Source organism: Streptomyces sp. SCUT-3, assembly GCF_014083985.1.
Classification (GTDB): Bacteria; Actinomycetota; Actinomycetes; order Streptomycetales; family Streptomycetaceae; genus Streptomyces_H; species Streptomyces_H thermolineatus.
Genome location: NZ_CP046907.1, coordinates 4,843,499 through 4,867,586, shown reverse-complemented (window position 1 = coordinate 4,867,586; position 24,088 = coordinate 4,843,499). Strand labels below are relative to the sequence as shown.

Here is a 24,088-nt window from a genome sequence, read left to right as displayed (position 1 = left end):
CGCCCTACAGGTGTGCGGCGATGGCCGGCATCAGGTCCTGGAAGGTGCGGCCGGAGGCGGGCTCGCCGATGGCGGCCATCTTCCAGCCGTCACCGTGGCGGTAGACCTTGGCCATGACCTGTGCGGTGTAGTTGCCGCCGCCGGTGAGGGTGTAGCGCGCCAGTTCCTCGCCGCTGGACTCGTCGACCAGGCGGCAGAAGGCGTTCTCCACCTCCTGGAAGGTCTGGCCGGTGAAGGAGTTCACGGTGAAGACCAGCTGGGAGATGTGGACGGGCACCCGCTGCAGGTCCACCAGGATCGACTCGTCGTCGCCGGAGCCGGCGCCGGTGCGGTTGTCGCCGGTGTGCCGCACGGAGCCGTCGTCGCTGGTGAGGTGCTGGAAGAACACCACGTCCACCGGCTGGTTGTCGGCGAAGAGGACCACGGAGGCGTCCAGGTCGATCTCCTGCTCCCGCCTGCCGAACAGGCCGCGCCGTTTGACCGCGTCCCAGCCCAGACCCATGCGGACCACGCTCAGTTCACCGCCGCCCGACTTCTCCAGGCTGATCCGCTGTCCCTTGACGAGGCTGACGGACATGGCGTGTCCCTTCTCTATGGTGGCCGCGACCACCGGCCGTTGTGCGGTCGTTCCGCACCCTACGCAAGGGGAACGCCCTCCGGCGCGTCCGAGTGCCCCGTTGTGGCGGTCCTGGGACACAGCGGTACTCCGGGCACGGCCGGTCCCGGGGTCGCGACGGACGCCGGGGGGCGCGCGACGGACGCCGGGCCCGTCCCTCCCTGCCCGGCGTCCCCTGCCCGCGTGCCCTCAGGCCATGCCTGCCTCGCGCATCTGCCGGAGCTCCTTCTTCAGCTCGCCGATCTCGTCCCGCAGCCGGGCCGCGACCTCGAACTGCAGCTCGCCGGCGGCCGCGTGCATCCGCGCCGTCAGTTCGGCGATCAGCTCGGCGAGTTCGGCGGCCGGCAGGCTCTTCGCGTCCCGCTTCTCCCCCGCCGACAGGGCCGGCACCGGGGCCTTGCCCTTCGTCCGGCCGGTCCCGCCGCCCAGGAGCTCGTCGGTGTCGGCGTCCTCGCGGGCGAGCGAGTCCAGGATGTCGCCGATCTTCTTGCGCAGCGGCTGCGGGTCGATGCCGTGCTCGCGGTTGTAGGCGATCTGCTTCTCGCGTCGGCGGTTGGTCTCGTCGATGGCCTTCTCCATCGAGGGCGTGACCCGGTCGGCGTACATGTGGACCTGTCCGGAGACGTTGCGCGCCGCGCGGCCGATGGTCTGGATCAGCGAGGTGCCCGAGCGCAGGAAGCCCTCCTTGTCGGCGTCCAGGATGGCCACCAGGGAGACCTCGGGGAGGTCCAGGCCCTCGCGCAGCAGGTTGATGCCGACCAGCACGTCGTACTCGCCGGCCCGCAGCTCGCGCAGCAGCTCCACCCGGCGCAGGGTGTCGATGTCGCTGTGCAGGTAGCGGACCCGGATGTCCAGCTCCAGCATGTAATCGGTCAGGTCCTCGGCCATCTTCTTGGTGAGGGTGGTGACCAGGACGCGCTCGTCCCGCTCGGCCCGCAGCCGCACCTCGTGCACCAGGTCGTCGATCTGGCCCTCTGTGGGCTTGACGACCACCTCGGGGTCGATCAGGCCGGTGGGGCGGATGATCTGCTCGACGTAGCCGTCGGAGCGGGAGAGCTCGTACGGGCCGGGGGTGGCCGACAGGTAGACGGTCTGGCCGATCCGCTCCGTGAACTCCTCCCACTTCAGCGGCCGGTTGTCCAGGGCGGACGGCAGCCGGAACCCGTGGTCGATCAGGGTGCGCTTGCGGGAGGCGTCGCCCTCGTACATGGCGCCGATCTGCGGCACGGTGACGTGCGACTCGTCGATGACGAGGAGGAAGTCGTCGGGGAAGTAGTCCAGCAGCGTGTTGGGCGCGGAGCCGGGCTCTCGGCCGTCGATGTGCCGGGAGTAGTTCTCGATGCCCGAGCAGGTGCCGATCTGCTGCATCATCTCCAGGTCGTAGGTGGTGCGCATGCGCAGCCGCTGGGCCTCCAGCAGCTTGCCCTGCTTCTCCATCCGCTCCAGGGTCTGCGCCAGCTCCTCCTCGATCCCGGCGACGGCGCGCGCCATCCGCTCGGGACCGGCCACGTAGTGGGTGGCGGGGAAGACGTACAGCTCCCGGTCGTCGGTGATCACCTCGCCGGTGAGCGGGTGGAGGGTGGACAGCGCCTCGATCTCGTCGCCGAACATCTCGATGCGGACGGCGAGTTCCTCGTAGACGGGGAAGATCTCGATCGTGTCGCCGCGCACCCGGAAGGTGCCGCGGGTGAAGGCCAGGTCGTTGCGCTGGTACTGGATGTCGACGAAGCGGCGCAGCAGGGCGTCCCGGTCGATCTCGTCGCCGACGCGCAGCGGCACCATGCGGTCGACGTACTCCTGGGGCGTGCCCAGGCCGTAGATGCAGGAGACGGAGGCGACCACGACGACGTCCCGGCGGGTCAGCAGGGAGTTGGTGGCCGAGTGGCGCAGCCGCTCGACCTCCTCGTTGATCGAGGAGTCCTTCTCGATGTAGGTGTCCGTCTGCGGGACGTACGCCTCGGGCTGGTAGTAGTCGTAGTACGAGACGAAGTACTCGACCGCGTTGTTCGGCAGCAGCTCGCGGAACTCGTTGGCCAGCTGCGCGGCGAGCGTCTTGTTGGGCGCCATGACCAGGGTCGGGCGCTGGAGGCGCTCGATCATCCAGGCGGTGGTCGCCGACTTGCCCGTGCCGGTGGCGCCCAGCAGGACGACGTCCTTCTCGCCCCCGTTGATCCGGCGCTCCAGCTCGGCGATGGCCGCCGGCTGGTCGCCGCTGGGGCTGTAGGGACTGACGACCTCGAAGGGCGCCACCTTGCGTTCGATGTCGGAAACCGGCCTCATGCCACCACCGTACGGGCCGGCACCGACATCCGGGGCCGGTCCCCGCGGGTGCGGGGCCGGGCCGGTGCCGGGGCGGGCCGGGGCGGGGGCCGGCGCCGTCCGTCAGGCGTCGATCACGACGGGGATGATCAGCGGCTTGCGGCGCTGGGCGCGCCAGGCCCAGGAGGCCACGGCCCGGGCGATGAGCTGCTCGAGCCGGGGGGCCTCCCCCACGCCCTCCTCGGCCGCCTTGGCCAGGGTCTTCTCGATGACCGGGACCACGGAGGCGAAGGTGTTCTCGTCGTGGACGAACCCGCGGGCCAGGAAGTCCGGCGGCTCGGCCAGCGCGCCGGTGTCGGCGTCGACGATGGCCACGACGGTGAGCACGCCCTCCTCGGCCAGGGCGCGGCGGTCCTTCAGCGACGCCTCGGTGGCCCCGCCGACCGTCATGCCGTCGACGTAGACGTAGCCGGCCGGCACCTTGCCGGTGATCGACGCCCGCCCGTCGACGAGGTCGACGACCACGCCGTCCTCGGCGACGAGCACCCTGGAGGGGTCGACGCCGGTGCGGATCGCGAGCTCGCCGTTGGCCTGCAGGTGACGCCACTCGCCGTGCACGGGCATGACGTGCTTGGGCCGCACGATGTTGTAGCAGTACACGAGCTCGCCGGCGCTGGCGTGGCCGGAGACGTGGACCTTGGCGTTGCCCTTGTGCACCACGTTGGCGCCCCACCGGCTCAGCCCGTTGATCACCCGGTAGATCGCGCTCTCGTTGCCGGGGATGAGGGAGCTGGCGAGCAGGACGGTGTCGCCCTGGCCGATGCGGATCTGGTGGTCCCGGTTGGCCATCCGCGACAGGGCCGCCATCGGCTCGCCCTGCGACCCGGTGCACACCAGGGCCACCTCGTTGTCGGGAAGGCCCTCCAGCGCCTTGAGGTCGACGACCAGGCCCGCCGGCACCTTCAGGTAGCCCAGGTCGCGGGCGATGCCCATGTTGCGCACCATCGACCGGCCGACGAAGGCGACCTTGCGGCCGTGGGCGTGGGCGGCGTCCAGGACCTGCTGGATGCGGTGCACGTGGCTGGCGAAGCTGGAGACGATCACCCGGCGGGGCGCGGTGCGGAAGACCTGCTCGATGGCGGGCACCAGGTCCCGCTCGGAGGTGGTGAAGCCGGGGACCTCGGCGTTGGTGGAGTCGGTGAGGAACAGGTCCACCCCCTCCTCGCCGAGCCGGGCGAACGCCCGCAGGTCGGTGATCCGGTCGTCCAGGGGGAACTGGTCCATCTTGAAGTCGCCGGTGTGCAGCACCGTACCCGCGCGGGTGCGCAGGGCGACGGCGAGGCTGTCCGGGATGGAGTGGTTGACCGCGACGAACTCGCAGTCGAAGGGCCCGAACCTGCGCCGGTCGCCCTCCTTGACCCGCACCGTGTTCGGCCGGATGCGGTGCTCCTTCAGCTTGCCCTCGATGAAGGCCAGGGTCAGCTTCGACCCCACCAGCGGGATGTCGGCCCGCTCGCGCAGCAGGTAGGGGACGCCGCCGATGTGGTCCTCGTGGCCGTGGGTCAGCACCACGGCCACGATGTCGTCCAGGCGGTCGCGGATCCAGGTGAAGTCGGGGAGGATGACGTCCACCCCGGGCTGGTGCTCCTCGGGGAACAGCACACCGCAGTCGACGACCAGCAGCTTCCCCGCGTGCTCGAAGACGGTCATGTTGCGGCCGATCTCGCCCAGGCCGCCAAGGGCGACGATCCTCAGCCCTTCGGCTGGCAGTCTGGGTGGCGGACCGAGTTCAGGATGCGGATGGCTCATGATCCGACGCTACCCGAGGGCCCGGGCCGCGGCCCACCCCGGTCCGGCACTGCGGGATCCCCGGCGGTGCGGGGGCCCTCCGGCAGGCGCAGGGCGATCACGGCGATGTCGTCGTGGCCGGTGGGGTCCGCGGCGGCCAGCAGCTCGTCGCAGAACGCCTCCACCGGTTCGCGGGCCAGGCCGGCCGCGTGCCGGAGCAGCCGGGCCAGGCCCTCGTCGATGTCCTCCCCCGGGCGTTCGACGAGGCCGTCGGTGTAGAGCAGCAGGGTGCTCCCCGGCGGCAGCGGGTCCACCGAACTGCCGCGCGGCACGTCGGGGAGCACTCCCAGGAGGGGGCCGTGGGCCGCGGCGAGCAGGCGGGCGTTCCCGTCCCCTGTGACCAGCAGCGGCGGCGGGTGGCCCGCCGCGGAGTGGACCAGCCGCCTCCCGCCGTCCGGGGACCGCTCGACGCGGGCGAGGGTGCAGGTGGCGGTGGTCTCCCCGGGGGCCATGGCCCGGAGGGCGAGGTCCAGCCGGCGCAGGACCTCCCCGGGCAGCTCCTCCCTGCGGTCGACCGCGAGCGCCCGGAGCATGTTGCGCAGCCTGCCCATGGTGACGGCCGCCTCCACGTCGTGGCCGGTCACGTCCCCGATGATCAGGACGGGGTCGCCGCAGGGCAGGACGAAGGAGTCGTACCAGTCGCCCCCGACCTCCGCCGCCGCCGGGCTGGGCAGGTAGCGGGCGGCGATCTCGACCCCCGGCACCCGGGGCGGTTCGGTGAGCAGGCTCCGCTGCAGGGCCAGGGCCACCCGTTGGGCGCGCTGGAGGCGCAGGGCCCCGCTCACGGCGCCGTGCGCCCGTTCCAGGACGGCCAGCATCAGCTCGACGTCCTCCTCGCCCAGCGGGTCGCGGTCCCCGCACACCGCCGTGCTCACCAGCGCCGTCACCACCCCGTCGACCACGACCGGCAGCAGCGCCATGCCGTGCGCGGACGCGGCGGTCAGCCACGGCACGCTGCCCCGGGGGGCGGTGCCGGGCGGCACCGCCCCCGGCGGGAAGGCGGCGCGGACCGGGCGGCGCTCCCGGACCGCACGGGCCGGCGCGCTGTCCGGGGGGAACCGTTCCGTGCGGCGGGGCGGCAGTTCGGGCGGCAGGCCGTCCCGGGCGACGGCGGCGACCCGTTCGACGAGGACCGGCCGGTCCGGGGGCGGGTCGCCCGGCTCGAGGGCCAGGTAGACGGCGCACTCGTCGGCGAGGTCCGGGACGATCACGCGGCCCAGCGCCGCGAAGGCGTCCTGGACCCGCATGGTCTCGGTCACGGCCGCCGCGGCGCGGGCGAGGATCTCCTCGCGGCGGTCGCGCCGCCACTGCTCCTCGACGTCGGTGCAGGTGCCCACCCACTCGGCCACGGCGCCGTTCTCGCGGATCGGCACCGCCCGCACCGCGAAGTGCCGGTAGCCGCCGTCCGCGGTGCGCAGGCGGTAGGTCCACCGGAACACGTCGGGGAGCCGCTCCAGCGCCTCGGCCTGCGCCCGGCGGGCCGCTTCTCGGTCCTGGGGGTGGATGGCCTCCGTCCACCCGTCGCCGCGGTACTCCTCCCAGGTCTGGCCGGTCACGCGCTGCCAGCCCGGGCTGGGTTCGACGAACCGCCCGTCGGCGTCGCTGACCCACACGACCTGGGCCCCGGCCGTCACCAGGCTGCGGTAGCGCTGCAGGGCCCTGCGCCGCTCCTCGGACAGGACGCGGATGCGCTCCGCCGCAGCCGTCTGCCGGGTGGTCTCGACCGCCACGACCAGCACCCCGTCTTCCCCCGTGCGGGTGGTCAGCGGGGACAGGCTGAAGGTGAAGAAGTGCCTTTCGGACGTCCCGTCGGCGCGCGCGAGGACCACGGGGGCCTCCTCCACGCGCACCCCCTCCCGCTCGGCGAAGACCCGGTCGAAGAGGGAGAAGTACTCGCGCGTCTCCAGGTCGGAGAACGCCTCCCGCAGCGGCACCCCCAGCGGACGGGCCCCGAACACCTTGCGGTAGTCGGCGTTGGTGTACGCCAGGAGGTGCAGGGGGCCCAGGACGGCCGCCACCGCGACCGGCGCGGGGTCGAAGACCTCCAGGGCCAGGCCGCTGGAGGCGCTCCCGTCGGTGCGTCCCATGGCGCCCCTTCCCGAGAACGAGCGGCTGTCACCGCCACTCTCGGTGCTCCGGCCCGGCCGGGCAACCGTGCCACGACCGGGTGGGCGCCCCGGGGCCGGGCGGGCGCCCCGGGGCCGGGCGGGCGCCGGCGTCCGGGCCGTCCGGGCACGCCGGGCGGTCAGCGCCAGCCGTGGCGCAGCTGCAGGCTGTGCACCACCCGGTTGTACCGGGCGCGGTCCAGGGCGCACGCCTCGCGCCGCATGCCGCCCGGGTGCACCCGCAGGACCCGGTCCAGGTCGACCCACGAGTCCCGCCCGGAGCGGTCCCACGGGCCCGAGCCGAGCGGCAGCCACTCGTGGTCGCCGTCGTGCCGCCTGCTGGACAGCTGCACCGCCAGCAGCGTGCCGGCCTCCTCGTGGCCCACCACCAGCACCGGCCGGTCCTTGCCGCGCCCGTCGTTCTCCTCGTAGGGCACCCAGGTCCAGACGATCTCGCCGGGGTCCGGGTCGCCGTCCGGGTCGGGCGCGTACGCCGTGCGCACCCGGCCCACGCGGCTCGGGTCGGCCTCGGTGGTGGCCTCCTTCCCGAAGCGTCCGGGAGAAGCGGCGGTGCCCGCGGGCTCGTTGGTCGATGTCGTCACGCGGACACGCTAGCCCCACGCCCCGCGGGGCGTTGAACCGGTCGGCGGGCGCCCCGGGGCGTCGAGCGAGTCGGAGCCGGGTCGTGCGCACCCCTGTCGCCGGGGCACCGCGAGGGGGTTGAATGCCCTGCGCGCCGCCGAACGGGCGGCCGATGAGGAAAGGGGCACCACCACAGTGAAGGCCACCCATCCGCGCTCGGTCACGGTCCGGGCGTCCGTCCTCGCGGCGACCACGACCGCCCTGGCCCTGGCAGCGGCCCTGCCCGCCGCTGCCATCGGCTCCTACAACGCCACCCCCGCGCCCGAGCGCACCGAGGTCGGCGCCCTGGTGGCGACCTGGGACAACGACGCGGACCCGCGGACCCCGGACCGGGTCGACTGGGTCTGCTCGGGCACCATGATCGACGCGGACACCTTCCTGACCGCCGCGCACTGCACCACCGACTGGCCGGAGAACGTGCGGTTCTTCGTCTCGCTGGAGCAGGACGTCCAGTCCGCCCTGGACGAGGCGGCGGCCGCGCACCCGGGCGACCCGGCGGCCGTCGCGGCCGCGGTGGCCGTCGAGGGCACCGCCCACAGCCACCCCGAATACCCCGGGCCGGCCTCCGACACCCGCGACATCTCGGTGGTCGAGGTCCCGGCGCAGGACATGCGGGAGCGCTGGAGCTTCACACCGGCCGTCCTCCCCGGGGCCGGGCAGCTCGGCGCGCTCGGGCCGCAGGGCCTGGACGGCACCGACTTCACCGTGGCCGGCTACGGCACCCAGGAGGCCCGCCGCGGCCCCGGGGGCCACACCCACCCCGGCGGCGGTGTCCGGATGAAGGCCCCGGTGAGCTTCAACGCGCTCAACGACGCCTGGATACGGCTCGCCATGACCGAGCCCCAGGGCAACGGCGGCGCCTGCTACGGCGACTCCGGCGGCCCCAACTTCGCCGAGCTCGACGGGAAGCGGGTGCTGGTCGCGACGACGATCACCGGCGACTCGCCGTGCTACGCCACGAACGTGGTCTACCGCCTGGACGCCCCCGGCGCCCGCGCCTTCCTGGCGCCCTTCGTCGACCTGCCCTGACGGACGGACGGCTCCCGGCCCGGCCCCTCCCCGGGGCCGGGCCGGGAGCAGCGGCCCGGTGACGGTGGCGGCCCTGCGTCCCCCCGTGGCGCAGGGCCTGGAACAAGCTTCCACCGGCGGCGTTCCGCCGGACTTGTAAAAAAGCGAACTCCCATGTCCGGCCGGCCACGCAGTGTGACGGCGCCCCGGACCGCGGCACCCCGGGTCACAGAGCCCCGGTCACCGCACCCGGGCCGCCGCGCCCCGGGTCACAGAGCCCCGGCCGTCCCGGTTGGCAGCAGCGCGCTGGTGACGGTCCCGGCCAGCCTGTCGACCGGCTCCGTGGGGCCGCCCGCCGAGCGGTGGGCGAAGAAGCGGCGCGGCGAGCACCCCACCATCGCCCGGAAGGTGTGGTCCAGGTGCGCCTGGTCGAAGAACCCGCAGCGCGCCGCGATCTCGGCGCCGCCCAGCCCCGGCTCCCTCTCGTACATCTGGAGGACCCGCCTCAGCCGCAGCACCTGGGCCGCCTGCTTCGGGGTCAGTCCCACCTGCCGGCGGAACAGGGTCTCCAGCCGGCGGAGGCTGTACCCGGTCGTCCCGGCGAGCCTGCGGATCGGCACCGTCCCTCCGGTGCGGTGCAGCTCCCTCCACGCGAAGGCGACCTCCGGCCTCCACGGCGTCCCCTCCAGGAGCCGGGAGACGAAGAAGCGGTCCAGGATGCGGTAGCGGGACGGCCAGTCCGGTGCGTCCGTCAGCCTGGCGGCCAGGTCCCGTCCGTCCGTTCCGAGGACGTCGGCCGGGTCCGCCCACTGGTTGCCCAGGTCCCCCACCACCGGGCCCAGCATCTCGTAGGCCCCGGCGGGGGTGAGGGAGACCGTGACGCCGTGCAGCCGCCCGGCGTACTCGCCGACGGTGGCGGTCCGGTGCACTCCGCTGACCAGGGAGGACAGGGTCGCGCTCCGGCCCGGCTCCGCCGCGTCGGTGAGCAGCACGGTGCTCTCGAACTCCACCACCAGCGTCACCGCGCTCACCGGCACCTCGAGCCGCCGCCGGGGCCCTCCCAGGTCCATCCGGTGCCCGCGGTACCCGAGCACGCGGCCACGCAGGCGGGGATCGGGAAGCCCCTGCCGGATCTCCCAGCTGCCCTCGTCGCCCGTCCTTCCCCGTTCGGTCCTCATGCGGCTCCTCCCTGCCTCCGGCCCCGCGGGGGCATTCTCCCGGCCTTCCCGCGCCCGGCGGAAGCATCTCCGCGGCGCAGCGGCGGGCCCGCGGGCGTTTCGCTCCCCTGCGGGGTATTAAGTCTTTTTCGGGGGGATACGTAACGACAGCTGTTTCCGCACGGACCCGCACGAGACCGAGAGGTGGCCATGATCGAGGCCGAGGACGTCCGCGACTGGCGCGGGCACGACGTGGTGGACCCCGCCGGGGACAGGATCGGCACGCTGGAGGCGGTGTACGTCGACACCGCCACCGACCGCCCGGTGTTCGTCACCGTGCGGGTCGGGCTGCTCGGCCGCCACCGCCTGGTCTTCGCCCCCCTGGACGGGGCGGTCGTGGGCCCGGGCAGCCTGAAGGTCGCCCACAGCAGGAAGGCGGTCAAGAGCGCCCCGTCCATCGACGTCGACGGCGAACTGCCGGCCGAGGAGGAGCCCGCGGTCTTCCAGCACTACAACATGACCCATCGGCCGGGAGCCGGCGGAGAGCGGCGCCTGGCCCGGCGGTGACTCCCGCCCCCGCCCCGCCCCCCATTTTCGTCAGCGAGGAGCCCGGACATGGCCCTCTTCCTCTTCCTCCTCCTGGTCGCCCTCGTCCTGGGCGTCCTGGGCGTCACGCTCAAGGGCATGCTCTACCTGCTGTTCATCGGGATCGCCGTCTTCCTCCTGAGCCTGGTGCTGCTCGGCGCCACGCTCGGCCGCCGCAGGGGCCGCCGCCCGGCCCGCTAGGCCGGCCCGCGGCCCTGCCGCGGTCCTCGCACGAACGGCGCCGCCGTCTCGTCGAGGGTCTCCTCGATCGCGTCCGCCGGCTCCCGGAAGGGTTGGCCCCCGGGGCGGGGGTAGGCGCGGGACGGAGGTGCGTTGCCATGCTTCGTTCCGGGGACGAGCCGATACACGCCCGCAGTCCGCTGCGGATGCGGCGGGTGCTGGCGGTCTGGGGACTGCTGTGGACCGCCGGGGGCGCGGTGGCCTTCGCCCTGATCGGGAACACCGCCTGGGCGGTGACCTGCGCGGCGCTGGCGCTGATCGCCCTGGTGGACCTGTTCGTGGTCGGCTGTCGCATCCGTCAGGGCGCCCACTACCAGCCCGGCCGGGACGTGCCGCCCTACGAACCGGTCCACGGCACCCCGCCGCGACGACGACGCCGGTAGCCCGCGGCCGCGGACCGGCGGCGCCGGTGCGGCAGGGGCGGCTTCGCCCGGCGCCGCATCCGCCGCCGCCCGGCGGGGCCGGCGCGCCGGGCCTCCTGCCGGGTCAGGACGTGCGGCGCGAAGGCCGCGACCTGCTCGTCGCGGTGGGCGCCGATCACCCGGGCGGGGGTGGGTCCTCCGGCTTCCGCTACTCTGCCGCGCCGCCGGCCCGGGCGCGCCTGCGCAGGTCGTCCCAGACGGCGCGGACCCGGGGTTCGAGCGCTTCGAGGGGGCCGTCGTTGTCGATGACGACGTCGGCGACGGCCAGGCGCTGCTCGCGGGTGGCCTGGTTGGCCATGCGGGCGCGGGCCTCCTCCTCGGTCATGCCGCGCAGCCGCACCAGCCGGTCCAGCCGGGTCCCGGGGGAGGCGTCGACGACCACGACGAGGTCGTACAGCGGCGCGAGGCCGTTCTCGGTGAGCAGCGGGACGTCGTGCACCACGACGTCCCCGGGACCGGCCGCCGCCTCCAGCTCGGCGGAACGGCGGCCGACCAGGGGGTGGACGATCGCGTTGAGCGCCCGCAGGCGCTCGGGGTCGTTGAAGACGACCGCGCCGAGGCGGGGCCGGTCCAGGGTCCCCTCCGGGGTGAGGATCCCCTCGCCGAACTCGGCGACGACCGCGGCCAGGCCCTCCGTGCCCGGCTCGACGACCTCCCGGGCGATGCGGTCCGCATCGACGACCACCGCCCCGTAGGAGGCGAGGAGGCGCGAGACCTCGCTCTTGCCGGCGCCGATTCCGCCCGTGAGTCCGATCTTCAGCATGCCGGACAGACTACGAGGTGCCGTGCCCGGGCGCGCTGTCGGGCCCGCGGGCAGCCGGGCCCCGGTCGGCCCGGCGGCCCCGGCGGGCCGGGTCACGATCCGCCGTCGAGGTCCTGCTCGGCGAGGTAGCGCTCGAACTCGTCGCCGAGCTCCTCGGCGGAGGGCAGGTCCGCCGGCTCGGCGAGGAGGTTCTCGCGGCCGCCCGCCCCCGCCACGGCGTCGTACTGGCTCTCCAGGCCCCTGACGACCTGCAGGAGCTCCCGGTCGCCGTCGGCCATCTGCCGGTCGATCTCCTCGTGCACCCGGTGCGCCTCGGCGCGCAGGGCGGCTGCCACGTCGGGCAGGACCAGCCCGGTCGCGGCGGTGACCGTCTCGACGACCGCGAGGGCGCTCGGCGGGTAGACCGAGCGGGCCAGGTAGTGGGGGACGTGGGCGGCGACGCCCAGCACGTCGTGGCCGGCCTCGGTCAGGCGCAGCTCGATCAGGGCGTCGGCGCTGCCGGGCACCTGGGCCTCGTCGAACCAGTCGCGGTGACCGGGGACGAGGTCGATGCGGTTGCCGTGCGGGGTGAGCCCGACGGGCCGGGTGTGGGGCACCCCCATCGGGATGCCGTGGAAGTTGACCGCGATCCGCACGCCGAAGCGCCGGACGAGCTGCTGCACCGCCGCCGTGAAGCGTTCCCACTCCGTGTCCGGTTCGAGGCCGGACAGCAGCAGGAACGCGGTGCCGGCTGCGTCGTCGACCAGGTGCAGGGTGGTCTGCGGGGCCGCGTAGGAGGACCAGCGGTCACGGTCGAACGTCATCAGGGGGCGGCGGGCCCGGTAGTCGACGAGCCGGTCGGTGTCGAAACGGGCGAGGAGCCGGTGCGGCCGGCCGTCCAGGAGCCTGCGGACCACCTGGGCGCCGGTGTCGCCGGCGTCGATGAACCCCTCCAGGTGGTGGAGCAGCACCGGCCCGGTTTCCCCGGCGGCCTGCGCCACGGCCTCGTCGGCCCCCGGTTCGATCGTGTACAACTCCTGCGGATCCTGCACCGTGCTCCCTTCCTCCCCTGGGCCCCGGGGCCCTACGGGCCGGCGGTCCGCCGGTCCGAGAGGGTGAACTCCCGGAAGGGCGTTCGCATTCCCGCCGGTCGGCGGCCTGCGGGAGGGCGGACCGGGCGGGTCGCGGTGCGGTGCTTTGGACACGACGAGGCCCCACCCGGCGTACTGGGTGGGGCCTCGTGCGGTTCAGCGCCGCTCAGCCGGGTTCAGCCTCGCGGATGCTGCGCCTCGCGGGATTCAGCTCTGGCCGCCGGCCAGCTTCTCGCGGAGCGCGGCCAGGGCCTCGTCGGAGGCCAGGGCACCGGAGGTGTCGCCCGAGTCCGAGGAGTACGAGCCGCCGCCGGCGGCGCCGCCGCCCTGCGGAGCCGCAGCAGCCTCGTCGCCGGCCTGCTCGTCGGCCTCGCGGGCCTTGATGACCTGCGCCTGGTGCTGCTCGAAGCGGGCGTGGGCCTCGGCGTACTGGGCCTCCCACTCCTCGCGCTGCTTCTCGTAGCCGGGCAGCCAGTCGTTGGCCTCCGGGTCGAAGCCCTCGGGGTAGATGTAGTTGCCCTGGTCGTCGTAGGACGCGGCCATGCCGTACAGGGTCGGGTCGAACTCGACCGCCGTCGGGTCGGCACCGAAGGCCTCGTTGGCCTGCTTCAGCGAGAGGCTGATGCGACGGCGCTCGAGGTCGATGTCGATGACCTTGACGAAGATCTCGTCGTTGACCTGGACGACCTGCTCCGGGATCTCCACGTGGCGCTCGGCCAGCTCGGAGATGTGGACCAGGCCCTCGATGCCCTCGTCGACGCGGACGAACGCACCGAACGGAACCAGCTTGGTGACCTTGCCGGGGACGACCTGGCCGATCTGGTGGGTCCGGGCGAACTGCTGCCACGGGTCTTCCTGGGTCGCCTTGAGCGACAGGGAGACGCGCTCGCGGTCCATGTCGACGTCCAGGACCTCGACCGTGACCTCCTGGCCGACCTCGACGACCTCGGAGGGGTGGTCGATGTGCTTCCAGGACAGCTCCGAGACGTGCACCAGACCGTCGACGCCGCCGAGGTCCACGAACGCACCGAAGTTGACGATGGAGGAGACGACGCCGGAGCGCACCTGGCCCTTCTGCAGGGTGGTGAGGAAGGTCTGGCGGACCTCGCTCTGGGTCTGCTCCAGCCAGGCACGGCGGGACAGGACCACGTTGTTGCGGTTCTTGTCCAGCTCGATGATCTTGGCCTCGAGCTCCTTGCCCACGTAGGGCTGGAGGTCGCGGACGCGACGCATCTCCACGAGGGAGGCGGGGAGGAAGCCGCGGAGGCCGATGTCGAGGATGAGACCACCCTTGACGACCTCGATGACGGTACCGGTGACGATGCCGTCCTCTTCCTTGATCTTCTCGATCGTGCCCCAGGCGCGCTCGTACTGGGCGCGCTTCTTGGACAGGATCAGACGACCCTCCTTGTCCTCCTTCTGGAGGACGAGGGCCTCGATCTCATCGCCCACGGCGACGACCTCGTTGGGGTCGACGTCGTGCTTGATGGAAAGCTCGCGCGAGGGGATGACACCCTCGGTCTTGTAACCGATGTCGAGCAGGACCTCGTCCCGGTCGACCTTCACGATGACGCCGTCGACGATGTCGCCGTCGTTGAAGTACTTGATCGTCTCGTCGATCGCGGCGAGGAAGGCTTCCTCGTTACCGATGTCGTTGACCGCCACCTGCTTGGTGGTACGAGGGGCCTCGGTGCTGCTCGTCATTAGGAAAAGGGCTCCGGTACGGACAGTGAGTCGTAGGTACTGCAGCGCCAGGAGCCCGTATCGCTCTGCTGGAGAGTGAGCCCGCCCGGAAAACCGGGGGTCCTGCATCCTGCAACAGATGCGAGCGCAGCCTGCTCCGTCCGAGGTGCGCAGGCCCGCAGCGCAACTTGTAGCATACGGGGGCAGCCGGGCACGGTCAATGCGCGAAGAGCACGCTCAGGGCAAAAGCCCCACACCCGGCACACTGGTTGTTCCATGCTGCGGCGAGGCAAGACGCACCCCGCAGCCACAGGTCGATACGTAAGGGTACGCGGCGCTCACGATGAATCAACACCCGGGGTCCCCCCGGCCCGCGGACGGGCCGCCGGCGGACGCACAGCAGGCGGACCCGGACGAGGCGCAGGCCGTGCGGCGCGAGGCCGGCGGGGCGGAGAGCAGCCGGGCCAACCGCTCCTGGTGGGACCGCAACGCCGACGAGTACCAGGACGAGCACGGCGCTTTCCTCGGCGACGACCGGTTCGTGTGGGGCCCCGAGGGCCTCGACGAGGAGACCGCCGGGCTGCTGGGGCCCGCGGACCGGCTGAAGGGCCTGTCGGTGCTGGAGATCGGGGCCGGCGCGGCGCAGTGCTCCCGCTGGCTCGCCGGCCGCGGGGCGCGCCCGGTGGCGCTGGACATCTCCCACCGCCAGCTGCAGCACTCGCTCCGCATCGACGCCCGGCTCGCCGCGCGGGCGGGCGGGACGGGCGGGGACGCCCCCGCGCCCGTCCCGGTCGTGCAGGCCGACGCCGGGGCGCTGCCGTTCCGCGACGGCTCGTTCGACCTGGCGTGCTCCGCCTACGGCGCCCTGCCGTTCGTCGCCGACGCCGCCGGGGTGATGCGCGAGGTCCACCGGGTGCTGCGGCCGGGCGGGCGCTGGGTGTTCTCGGTGACGCACCCGATCCGCTGGGCCTTCCCCGACGAGCCGGGGCCCGAGGGGCTGACCGCCGTCTCCTCCTACTTCGACCGCACCCCGTACGTGGAGCAGGGCCCCTCGGGCCGGACCGAGTACGTGGAGCACCACCGCACCCTCGGCGACCGGGTGCGCGAGATCGCCGCCGCCGGCTTCCGCCTGGTGGACCTGGTGGAGCCGGAGTGGCCGGCGTGGAACCGCCAGGAGTGGGGCGGCTGGAGCCCCCTGCGCGGCCGCCTGATCCCCGGCACTGCGGTCTTCGTCTGCCTGCGGGACTGACCCCGGCACGCCCGGGCGGGGCACGGTGCGCCGCCGGCGGGACTCCCGCCGCTGGGAGACTGGGCGGGTGATCCGCACCCGCGCCCTCGACCTGCTGCCCGTCCGCTCCTGCGTGCCCGCGCTCCTCGACGCGCTGGAGCAGCGCGGCACCGCGGTGCTCGCGGCGCCGCCGGGGACCGGCAAGACCACCCTGGTGCCGCTGGCCCTGGCCGGTCTGCTGCCCTCCCCCGGCGGCGGGGCGGGGGCCCCGCCCGGCACGCCCGGCCGGGTGGTGGTGGCCGAACCGCGGCGGATCGCCGCCCGGGCCGCGGCCCGGCGGATGGCCTGGCTGCTCGGCGAGGACGTGGGGCAGCGGGTCGGCTTCACCGTGCGCGGCGAGCGGCGGGTGGGCCGGGAGACGGTGGTGGAGGTGGTGACCACCGGCGTGCTGCTGCAGCGTCTGCAGCGCGACCAGGAACTGGCCGGGGTGGGCACGGTCGTGCTCGACGAGTGCCACGAGCGGCACCTGGACGCCGACACCGCGATGGCGTTCCTGCTGGACGTGCGGGCCGCACTGCGCCCGGAACTGCGGCTGGTGGCCGCCTCGGCGACCACCGACACCGCCGCGTGGGCGCGGCTGGTGGGGGGCGCGGAGGGGCCGGCGCCCGTGGTCGAGGCGCAGGGCGTCTCGCACCCGGTGGAGGTGGTGTGGGCGCCGCCCGCGCGGCCGGTGCGCCCCGCCCACGGGACGAGGGTCGACCCGGCGCTGGTCCGGCACGTCGCCTCGGTGGTCCGGCGGGCCCTGGGCGAGCGGGACGGCGACGTGCTGTGCTTCCTGCCCGGGGTGGGCGAGATCGCGGCGGTGGCCGGGCAGCTCGCCGGGACGGACGCCGAGGTGCTCCAGGTGCACGGGCAGGCCCCCGCGTCCGTCCAGGACGAGGTGCTGCGGGGGTCCGCCCCGGGCGGCCGGCGCCGGGTGGTGCTGGCGACGTCGGTCGCCGAGTCGAGCCTGACGGTGCCCGGGGTGCGGGTGGTCGTGGACTCGGGGCTGGCGCGCGAACCGCGGACCGACCACGGCCGCGGCCTGGGCTCACTGGTGACCGTGCGGGTCTCGCGGGCGGCGGCTCGCCAGCGCGCGGGCCGGGCCGGGCGCGAGGCGCCGGGCGTGGTCTACCGGTGCTGGTCGCAGGCGGAGGACGCGTCGGCGCCCCGGTGGCCCTCGCCGGAGATCGCGGTGGCCGACCTGTCCTCCTTCGCCCTGCAGGCGGCCTGCTGGGGCGCCCCGGACGGGGCCGGCCTGGCGCTGCTGGACCCGCCGCCCGCGGGCGCGCTGGCCGCCGCCCGGGAGGTACTGCGGGCCGTCGGCGCGGTCGGCGCGCCCGGTGCGGGAGGGGCGGGGGGACGGGGCGGTGCGGGCGCCGCCGGCCGGGTGACCGCGCGGGGCACCGCGATGGCCCGCCTGGGGCTCCACCCGCGGCTGGCCCGGGCACTGCTGGACGGCGCGGCGCTGGTGGGCCCCCGTCAGGCTGCCGAGGTGGTGGCGCTGCTGTCGGAGGAGCCGCCGCGGGAGGCCGGCGGCGAGGACCTGGTCGAGGTGTGGCGCACGGTGCGCCGCGGCGGGGACGGCCGGCACGCGGGGTACGCGGCGCGCTGGCGCGCCGAGGTGAGGCGGCTGCTCGGCGCGCTGCGGGACGTGGACGGCCCCACCGCCGCAGGGCCCGCCCCGGAGCCCGCCGCGGGGCCGACCGCGGGTGCCGGGGCGGGGGCCGAAACCGGGTCCGCGGGGGCGGGCTCCGCGCCGGCGGGGGCCGGTGACGGGGCGTCCGACGACCGCGTGGCCGGGCTGGTCGCCGCGCTGGCGTTCCCGGAGCGGGTGGCGCGTGCGCGCGGCGGCGGGTCGTACCTGATGGTGTCGGGCACGGCGGCGCAGCTGCCGGAGGGGTCCCGCCTGGCCGGGGCGCCGTGGCTGGCGGTGGCGGTCGCGGACCGGCCCGCGCACGCCGCGTCGGCGCGGGTGCGGCTGGCCGCGGTGGTCGACGAGGGGACCGCGCGCCGGGCCGCCGCACCGCTGCTGGACGCCGGCGAGGAGGTCGTCTGGGGGGACGGCGACGTGGTGGCCCGGGCCGTGGAGCGTCTGGGCGCGGTGGAGCTGGCCTCGCGGCCGCTGCGCGCACCCGACCCCGCCGCCGTGCGGGCCGCGCTGGCCGAGGGGCTGCGGCGCGAGGGCACCGGACTGCTGCGCTGGACCGCGGAGGCGGTGGGGGTGCGGCAGCGGACGGCCTTCCTCCACCGCGAGTTGGGCGAGCCGTGGCCGGACGTCTCGGAGGCGGCGCTGCTGGAACGGGCGGACGAGTGGCTGGGCCCGGAGCTGGCCGCGGCGCGGCGCCGGTCCGACTTGGAGCGGGTCGACGCGGGTGCCGCGCTGGCCCGGCTGCTCCCCTGGGCCTCCGGCGACGCGGGGCGCTTCGACGAACTGGCGCCGGAACGCGTCCGAGTGCCGAGCGGATCGCGGATCCGGATCGACTACTCGGGCGAACAGCCGGTGCTGGCGGTGAAGTTGCAGGAGCTGTTCGGGTGGGAGCGCGGGCCGTCGCTGGCCGGCGGGAGGGTCCCGGTGCTGGTGCACCTGCTCTCCCCCGCGGGACGCCCGGCCGCGGTCACCGCGGACCTGGCGTCGTTCTGGCGGGACGGCTACCGCGCGGTGCGGGCCGAACTGCGCGGCCGCTACCCCAGGCACCCCTGGCCGCAGGACCCCGCCGGCGCCGAGCCGACCCGCCGGGTCTCCCCGCGCGGGTCGGCCGGGCACCGCTGACACCGGGGCCGCGGGCGTGTCCTTCCTGCTGCCCGCGGCCTCACCGACCCCACCGGCCTCGGCGCGCCCGCGCGGGGCGTACCCGCGCGGGCGACGCACCGCCGCCGGGAGGCGGCACGGCGGGGTGGGAGGGACCGGGGCACCGGATGCGGGCAGGCCCGGCCCGCACCGGCCCGGGGGCCCTGCCCCCGGGCCGGTACAGGCCGGGCCGGTCCGGTCCGGGCACCGGGCCGGGCGTCGGGCCGGGCGCCGGGACGCGGCCGGTGACGGCCGGTCAGGCGGTCTCGCGGCGCAGGACGGCGTCGTCGGCGGCCGCTCCGGCGGTCCCGTCGGGGGTTCCGCCGTCGGGGGTTCCGCCGTCCGCGGCGTCCGTGCCGTCCGTCCCCCCGTCCTCGCCGGCCCCGTCACCGAGGGCCGGTGCGGCGCAGGGGTCCTCGTCCTCCCCGTCCCCGGGCGGGGTGGGGGCGGGGGTGGTGGACTCCGACGGCGTGGGGGCCGGAGGCATGGTGGGTGTCCCGCTCGGCGTCGCGGTGGGCGTCGCGGTGGGCGTCCCGCTCGGCGTCGCGGTCGGCGTCTCCGCCGGGCAGCTCGGGGAGGGGGCGGGGGTCTGGCCGCCGGTCTCGGTGGGCGTGGGGGTGGGTCGGCCGGGCTTCTTGGAGGGGGACGGGGTGGGCCGGGGGGTCGCGGTGTCCTCCTCGGCGGGGGGCGTCTCCCGGTCGGAGGGACTGCCCGGCTTCCCCTTCCCGCCGGAGCCCTTGCCCGGGCGGCCGGAGTCCTCGCCCGAACCGCCCGTCCCCTTCCCGGGCTTGCTGCCGGACGTGGGGGCCGGGACTGCGGGGGCCGCGGGGGCCGCCCAGTCCCCGGGCGCGTAGCCGTCCCCGGCGGTGTCGGGGGTCTCGTGCGAACCGGTGAGGTAGTACTCGTACCAGGACCTGACGGTGCGCAGGTACTCCCGGCTGTGGTTGTAGCTGAGGACGGCCCGGTCCAGCTGGGCGTCGTCGTCCAGGTCGCGGTCGTCGGCGCACAGGTACAGGCCGGCGGCGAGGGCCGCGTCGAAGACGTTGTTGGGGTCGCGCCTGCCGTCCCCGTTGCCGTCGGCGCCCCAGGTCGCCCACGTGGAGGGGATGAACTGCATGGGCCCGACGGCCCGGTCGTGGGTGGCGTCGCCGTCGTACTCGCCGTCGTCGGTGTCGCGGATCTCGGCGAATCCCTCGCCGTTGAGCTGGGGGCCGCGGATCGGGCTGAGGGTGGTCCCGTGGACGTCGACCTTGCCGCCGCGGGCGTGGTTGGACTCGACCTGGCCGATGCCGGCGAGCAGTTGCCAGGGGAGCCCGCACTCGGGGACGCTGCCCTCGATCGCGGTCTCGGCGCGCTGGTAGGCGGCCAGGACCGTGGTGGGTATGCCGCCGCTGTTGACCGATCCGGGGATGCCGGCGGCCGGGCTGTCGGGGACGGTCAGCGGGGGCAGGTCGGTGTAGTAGGAGGAGTCGCCGCCGCCGTCGGGCGCGCCGGACGGCGGCAGGTCCGGTGTGCTGCTCGCGGGCTGGGCCGAGGCGAGGCCCGGTGCCTGGGAGGCGGTCAGTGCCGCCATCGCCGCTGCCGCTATGGCCGTGCCGGCGACTCCCCTGCCCATCCGTCGTCCGAACCGCGGTGCCATTCGTCGTTTCCCCTCCGCTGCCTTCTCCGAGTCGCCCGGCCCTGGGTCCAGGTGACAGTACGCCAACTCCATGCCCGGGAACACCGGCCCGACGCGGCTCTCCACCGCTTCGTCACAAGCCTGTGGCAGGAGTGCGCAGGACCGTGGGGCTCGCGGGGCGTTCCCGCACAATGATCAGACGCACGAGCCGGGGAGAAGGATGCCTTTCACTGCGAGTCATGCGGCGGCGGTGCTGCCGCTGGTGCGGCGCGACGGCGCGGGACGGGGGCCGCTGGTGGCCTCGGCCCTGGTCGCCGGGTCGTTCGCCCCGGACGTGCCGTACTTCGCCGCCTCGGCGGCGGGCGGGCTGTTCGTGCACGGGCAGGTGACGCACACCCCCTGGGGCACGGTGCTGGTGGACCCGCTGGTGGCGGCGGCGCTGGTGGGGGTGTGGCTCGCCCTGCGCGGGCCGGTGGCCGCGCTGCTGTCGCGCCGGTGGGCCGGGCGCGCGTACGCGGTGCTGCACGGCCGGCCCCTGCGCGGCCGGCCGCCCGTGGCGGCCGCGGCGTGGTTCTGGTTCTCGGCGGTGCTGGGGGCGGCCTCGCACGTGCTGTGGGACTCCTTCACGCACCCGGGGCGCTGGGGCGTGCGGCTGGTGCCGGGGCTGGACACGGTGGTGGCGGGCGTTCCCGCGTACCTGGTGGTGCAGTACGGGTCGTCGGCCCTGGCGCTGGCGCTGCTCGGGGCGTGGTGCGCGAGCGCGGTGCGGCGGGCGCCGGACGGGCCGCTGCCGCCGGGGGCCGCGCCCGCCACGGCGTGGGGCCGTGCCGCGGCCCGGGTGCTGGTCCTGGGGTGCGCGGCCGCCGGGGCGGTGCACCGGTGCGTGCGCTACGCCGCCGTGCTGGGCGACGGCGCGAGGACGACGGACTTCGTGCCGACGGCGATGTTCGGGGCCGGTGCGGGCCTGGCGGCGGGGCTGCTGCTCCTGGCCGCTGCGGCACGGGTGCGGGCGGCGCGGGTGCGGGCGGCACGGGTGCGGGCGGCGCGGGTGCGGGCGGGCCGGGCCCTGCCGCCGGGGGCCCGCGCCGGCCGTCGGGACGGGCCCCCGGCGGCCGGCGCGGCGGACGGTCAGTGGGCCGCCGACTCCCAGTCGGGGCCGACGCCGACCGAGACGTCCAGCGGGGCGCGCAGCGGGTAGGCCGCGCCCATCTCCCGCCGGACCAGCTCCTCCACGGCCTCCCGCTCGCCGGGGGCGACCTCCAGGACCACTTCGTCGTGGACCTGCAGCAGCATCCTGGAGGACAGCCCCTCGGTGCGCAGGGCGTCGTCGACCCTCAGCATGGCGATCTTGACGATGTCGGCGGCGGAGCCCTGGATGGGGGCGTTGAGCGCCATCCGCTCGGCCATCTCGCGGCGCTGCCGGTTGTCGCTGTTGAGGTCGGGCAGGTAGCGGCGGCGGCCCAGGACGGTCTCGGTGTAGCCGGTGACGCGGGCGTCCTCGACGACGCGGTGCAGGTAGTCGCGCACCCCGCCGAAGCGCAGGAAGTAGTTCTCCATCAGCCGGCGGGCCTCCTCGGGCGTGATGCCCAACTGCTGGGAGAGGCCGAACGCGGAGAGCCCGTAGGCCAGTCCGTAGGACATGGCCTTGGTCTTGCGGCGCATCTCGGGGTCGACGGCGGTCGGTTCGACCTCGAAGACCTGGGAGGCGACGGTGGTGTGCAGGTCCTCGCCGGAGGTGAAGGCGGCGATGAGCGCCTCGTCCTCGGAGAGGTGGGCCATGATGCGCAGTTCGATCTGGCTGTAGTCGGCGGTCAGCAGCGACTCGTAGCCCTCGCCGACGACGAACGCCCGGCGGATGGCCCGGCCCTCCTCGGTGCGCACCGGGATGTTCTGCAGGTTGGGGTCGGTGGAGGAGAGCCGGCCGGTGGCGGTGACCAGCTGGTTGAAGGTGGTGTGGATACGGCCGTCGGGGGCGATCGTCTTGATCAGCCCCTCGACGGTGCTGCGCAGCCGGGCCTGCTCGCGGTGGCGCAGCATGATCACGGGCAGTTCGTGCTCGGTCTGCCCGGCCAGCCAGGCCAGGGCGTCGGCGTCGGTGGTGAAGCCGGTCTTGGTCTTCTTCGTCCGCGGCAGGCCCAGTTCGCCGAAGAGCACCTCCTGCAGCTGCTTGGGCGAGCCGAGGTTGAACTCGTGCCCGACGGAAGCGTGCGCCTCGGTGACGGCCTGCTGGACGGCGGCGGCGAACTGCTGCTCCAGGCGGTCCAGCCACTCGCGGTCGGCCGCGATGCCGGCCCGCTCCATGCGGGCAAGAAGGGCGCTGACGGGCAGTTCGACGTCCCGCAGGAGCTCGCGGGCGCCGTCGGCCTCCAGGCGGGCGGCGAGGTGCTCTCCCAGGTCGAGGACGGTGCGGGCCTTGACCATCAGGGCCTCGGCCTCGGCCTGCTCGTCGACCCCGAAGGCCAGCTGGCCGTCGGCGGCGGTCGGGGTCAGCTCGCGGCCCAGGTACTCCACGGACAGCCCCTCCAGGTCGAAGGAGCGGCGGCCGGGCTTGACCAGGTAGGCGGCGAGGGCGGTGTCCAGGGTGACGCCGGCGACGCTCCAGCCGTGCTCGGCGAAGACCCTCATGACCTGCTTTGCGTCGTGCAGGACCTTGGGCCGGTCCGCGTCGGCGGTCCAGGCGGCGAACGCCGCCGAGTCGGCCTCGTCGGCCTCGGCCGGGTCGAACCGGGCGGCCGGGCCGTCGGCCGCGGCCAGGGCGATCTCGGCGACGTTGCCGCTGCCCAGGGCCCAGGTGTCGACGGTGGCCACGCCCAGCGGCCCGGCGCCGTGCGCGGCCAGCCAGCCGGCCAGCTGCCCGGTGCCGAGGACGGTGCCGTCGACCTCGACGCCCGCGGCCCCGGCCGCGGCCTCCTCCTCGGCGGCGCCGGGGTCGACGGCGTACAGCCGCTCGCGGAAGTTGGGGTTGCGGAACTCCAGGGCGTCCAGGACCGCGGCCAGCGCGTCCCGGTCGTAGGGGGCGCGGGCCAGGTCGCCCGGGGTGCAGTCCAGTACGACGTCGCGCACCATCTCGGTCAGCCGCCGGTTCAGCTTGACCGCCTCCAGGTGCTCGCGCAGCTTCTCGCCGACCTTGCCCTTGACCTCGTCGGCGCGCTCGACCAGCTCGGCGAAGGACCCGAACTGCTTGATCCACTTCGTGGCGGTCTTCTCCCCGACCCCGGGGATGCCCGGAAGGTTGTCGGAGGGGTCGCCGCGCAGCGCGGCGAGGTCGGGGTACTGCTGCGGGGACAGCCCGTACTTCTCCTCGACCTTGGCCGGGGTGAAGCGGGTCAGCTCCGAGACGCCCTTGGTGGGGTACAGCACCGTGACGTCGTCGGTGACCAGCTGCAGGCAGTCGCGGTCGCCGGTGACGATCAGGACCTCGTAGCCCTCGGCGGCGGCCCGGGTGGCCAGGGTGGCGATGACGTCGTCCGCCTCGAAGCCCTCGACCGCGAACCTCGGCACCGACATGCCGTCCAGCAGCTCGCCGATCAGCCCGACCTGGCTGCGGAACTCGTCGGGGGTCTTGGCGCGGTTCGCCTTGTACTCGGGGAACTCCTCGAACCGCCAGGTCTTGCGGGAGACGTCGAAGGCGACGGCGAGGTGGGTGGGGGCCTCGTCGCGCAGGGTGTTGGCCAGCATCGAGGCGAAGCCGTAGACGGCGTTGGTCGGCTGCCCGGTGGAGGTGTTGAAGTTCTCCACCGGCAGGGCGTAGAACGCCCTGTAGGCCAGGGAGTGCCCGTCCAGGAGCAGCAGGCGCGGCCGGCCCCCCCTCGCCGCGTCGGTGCCCGTCGTTGCCGTCTTCGATGCTGTAGCTGCCACGAGCCGATCCTAGGCCGCCGCACCGACAGCCCGCCGCCACCGCGACGGCCGACCGCTCCCCGCGCCGTCCCGCGGCCGTTCCCGGCCCGCTTCGCTTTCCGCGGGCGCTGCGGGAGGATCGGCGGTACGCACCGCACCGCCCGCACCGCTAGGAGG

General features: G+C 74.9%; 18 protein-coding genes. 7 read left to right on the top strand and 11 right to left on the bottom strand.

Going from position 1 to position 24,088, the window contains the following annotated elements:
* Positions 1–4 precede the first annotated feature (4 nt).
* The 5 genes from GQS52_RS21465 to GQS52_RS21445 all read right to left on the bottom strand — a co-directional run bounded on the left by GQS52_RS21465 (position 5) and on the right by GQS52_RS21445 (position 7,430).
* Positions 5–577: a TerD family protein gene (locus GQS52_RS21465; protein WP_182314976.1), complete on the bottom strand. Its 573-nt coding sequence runs from the start codon at positions 575–577 to the stop codon at positions 5–7.
* Between the two features lie 228 nt (positions 578–805).
* On the bottom strand, positions 806–2,896 hold the full coding sequence (gene uvrB, locus GQS52_RS21460) for an excinuclease ABC subunit UvrB (protein WP_275946481.1): 2,091 nt from the start codon (positions 2,894–2,896) through the stop codon (positions 806–808).
* A gap of 102 nt (positions 2,897–2,998) precedes the next feature.
* A complete protein-coding gene (locus GQS52_RS21455) occupies positions 2,999–4,684 on the bottom strand; it encodes a ribonuclease J (RefSeq protein ID WP_182314975.1) in 1,686 nt (561 codons plus the stop codon).
* Positions 4,681–6,810 (bottom strand): SpoIIE family protein phosphatase, encoded by a 2,130-nt coding sequence (locus GQS52_RS21450; RefSeq protein ID WP_182314974.1) that lies wholly within the window; start codon positions 6,808–6,810, stop codon positions 4,681–4,683. Before GQS52_RS21450 ends, GQS52_RS21455 begins: the two co-directional genes overlap by 4 nt.
* Positions 6,811–6,968: 158 nt before the next feature.
* Complete coding sequence (locus GQS52_RS21445) at positions 6,969–7,430, bottom strand: type II toxin-antitoxin system PemK/MazF family toxin (RefSeq protein ID WP_182314973.1); 462 nt, start codon at positions 7,428–7,430, stop codon at positions 6,969–6,971.
* 175 nt (positions 7,431–7,605) lie between these two features.
* Between GQS52_RS21445 and GQS52_RS21440 the strand changes: the two genes are divergently transcribed.
* The gene (locus tag GQS52_RS21440) at positions 7,606–8,499 is read left to right on the top strand and encodes a trypsin-like serine protease (protein WP_182314972.1); all 894 of its coding nucleotides are present in this window, start codon (positions 7,606–7,608) and stop codon (positions 8,497–8,499) included.
* A 248-nt stretch (positions 8,500–8,747) separates the two neighbouring features.
* Here GQS52_RS21440 and GQS52_RS21435 read toward each other — a convergent pair whose 3' ends face one another.
* Entirely contained in the window at positions 8,748–9,656 is a 909-nt protein-coding gene (locus GQS52_RS21435) for a helix-turn-helix domain-containing protein (RefSeq protein WP_182314971.1), read from the bottom strand.
* A 189-nt stretch (positions 9,657–9,845) separates the two neighbouring features.
* Between GQS52_RS21435 and GQS52_RS21430 the strand changes: the two genes are divergently transcribed.
* From GQS52_RS21430 to GQS52_RS21420, 3 genes are all read left to right on the top strand, one after another.
* Positions 9,846–10,202, top strand: coding sequence for a PRC-barrel domain-containing protein (locus GQS52_RS21430; protein WP_182314970.1), 357 nt, complete (start codon positions 9,846–9,848; stop codon positions 10,200–10,202).
* A 48-nt stretch (positions 10,203–10,250) separates the two neighbouring features.
* Positions 10,251–10,421, top strand: coding sequence for a hypothetical protein (locus tag GQS52_RS21425; protein WP_182314969.1), 171 nt, complete (start codon positions 10,251–10,253; stop codon positions 10,419–10,421).
* 137 nt (positions 10,422–10,558) lie between these two features.
* Positions 10,559–10,843, top strand: a complete 285-nt coding sequence (locus GQS52_RS21420) for a DUF6343 family protein (RefSeq protein ID WP_182314968.1) — start codon at positions 10,559–10,561, stop codon at positions 10,841–10,843.
* Positions 10,844–11,030: 187 nt separating this feature from the next.
* Here the strand turns inward: GQS52_RS21420 and coaE are convergent, their stop codons facing one another.
* From coaE to rpsA, 3 genes are all read right to left on the bottom strand, one after another.
* Positions 11,031–11,645, bottom strand: coding sequence for a dephospho-CoA kinase (coaE, locus tag GQS52_RS21415; RefSeq protein WP_182314967.1), 615 nt, complete (start codon positions 11,643–11,645; stop codon positions 11,031–11,033).
* Positions 11,646–11,737: 92 nt separating this feature from the next.
* A complete protein-coding gene (locus tag GQS52_RS21410) occupies positions 11,738–12,649 on the bottom strand; it encodes a PAC2 family protein (RefSeq protein WP_259371172.1) in 912 nt (303 codons plus the stop codon).
* A gap of 273 nt (positions 12,650–12,922) precedes the next feature.
* Positions 12,923–14,419, bottom strand: a complete 1,497-nt coding sequence (gene rpsA, locus GQS52_RS21405; protein WP_182314965.1) for a 30S ribosomal protein S1 — start codon at positions 14,417–14,419, stop codon at positions 12,923–12,925.
* Positions 14,420–14,741: 322 nt separating this feature from the next.
* On the opposite strand from rpsA, the gene GQS52_RS21400 reads away from it, so the two are divergent.
* Together GQS52_RS21400 and GQS52_RS21395 are read left to right on the top strand one after the other, a co-directional pair.
* The gene (locus GQS52_RS21400; RefSeq protein WP_182314964.1) at positions 14,742–15,647 is read left to right on the top strand and encodes a class I SAM-dependent methyltransferase; all 906 of its coding nucleotides are present in this window, start codon (positions 14,742–14,744) and stop codon (positions 15,645–15,647) included.
* A gap of 67 nt (positions 15,648–15,714) precedes the next feature.
* Positions 15,715–18,438 (top strand): ATP-dependent helicase C-terminal domain-containing protein, encoded by a 2,724-nt coding sequence (locus tag GQS52_RS21395; RefSeq protein WP_182314963.1) that lies wholly within the window; start codon positions 15,715–15,717, stop codon positions 18,436–18,438.
* Positions 18,439–18,712: 274 nt separating this feature from the next.
* Here GQS52_RS21395 and GQS52_RS21390 read toward each other — a convergent pair whose 3' ends face one another.
* Positions 18,713–20,095: a lytic transglycosylase domain-containing protein gene (locus tag GQS52_RS21390; protein WP_182314962.1), complete on the bottom strand. Its 1,383-nt coding sequence runs from the start codon at positions 20,093–20,095 to the stop codon at positions 18,713–18,715.
* Positions 20,096–20,294: 199 nt separating this feature from the next.
* Here GQS52_RS21390 and GQS52_RS21385 point away from each other — a divergent pair, with 199 nt between their 5' ends.
* Complete coding sequence (locus tag GQS52_RS21385; protein WP_182314961.1) at positions 20,295–21,272, top strand: DUF4184 family protein; 978 nt, start codon at positions 20,295–20,297, stop codon at positions 21,270–21,272.
* Here the strand turns inward: GQS52_RS21385 and polA are convergent.
* Positions 21,203–23,932 (bottom strand): DNA polymerase I, encoded by a 2,730-nt coding sequence (polA, locus tag GQS52_RS21380; protein ID WP_182314960.1) that lies wholly within the window; start codon positions 23,930–23,932, stop codon positions 21,203–21,205. The two genes, GQS52_RS21385 and polA, sit on opposite strands and share 70 nt — an antisense overlap.
* Positions 23,933–24,088 lie beyond the last annotated feature (156 nt).

Bases quoted from the DNA above. Each gene is read 5' to 3' on its own strand.
- GQS52_RS21400 (WP_182314964.1), top strand. From the start codon at position 14,742: ATGAATCAACACCCGGGGTCCCCCCGGCCCGCGGACGGGCCGCCGGCG.
- GQS52_RS21420 (WP_182314968.1), top strand. From the start codon at position 10,559: ATGCTTCGTTCCGGGGACGAGCCGATACACGCCCGCAGTCCGCTGCGG.
- rpsA (WP_182314965.1), bottom strand. From the start codon at position 14,419: ATGACGAGCAGCACCGAGGCCCCTCGTACCACCAAGCAGGTGGCGGTC.
- coaE (WP_182314967.1), bottom strand. From the start codon at position 11,645: ATGCTGAAGATCGGACTCACGGGCGGAATCGGCGCCGGCAAGAGCGAG.
- GQS52_RS21390 (WP_182314962.1), bottom strand. From the start codon at position 20,095: ATGGCACCGCGGTTCGGACGACGGATGGGCAGGGGAGTCGCCGGCACG.
- GQS52_RS21455 (WP_182314975.1), bottom strand. From the start codon at position 4,684: ATGAGCCATCCGCATCCTGAACTCGGTCCGCCACCCAGACTGCCAGCC.
- uvrB (WP_275946481.1), bottom strand. From the start codon at position 2,896: ATGAGGCCGGTTTCCGACATCGAACGCAAGGTGGCGCCCTTCGAGGTC.
- GQS52_RS21465 (WP_182314976.1), bottom strand. From the start codon at position 577: ATGTCCGTCAGCCTCGTCAAGGGACAGCGGATCAGCCTGGAGAAGTCG.
- GQS52_RS21425 (WP_182314969.1), top strand. From the start codon at position 10,251: ATGGCCCTCTTCCTCTTCCTCCTCCTGGTCGCCCTCGTCCTGGGCGTC.
- GQS52_RS21450 (WP_182314974.1), bottom strand. From the start codon at position 6,810: ATGGGACGCACCGACGGGAGCGCCTCCAGCGGCCTGGCCCTGGAGGTC.
- GQS52_RS21430 (WP_182314970.1), top strand. From the start codon at position 9,846: ATGATCGAGGCCGAGGACGTCCGCGACTGGCGCGGGCACGACGTGGTG.
- GQS52_RS21385 (WP_182314961.1), top strand. From the start codon at position 20,295: ATGCCTTTCACTGCGAGTCATGCGGCGGCGGTGCTGCCGCTGGTGCGG.
- GQS52_RS21435 (WP_182314971.1), bottom strand. From the start codon at position 9,656: ATGAGGACCGAACGGGGAAGGACGGGCGACGAGGGCAGCTGGGAGATC.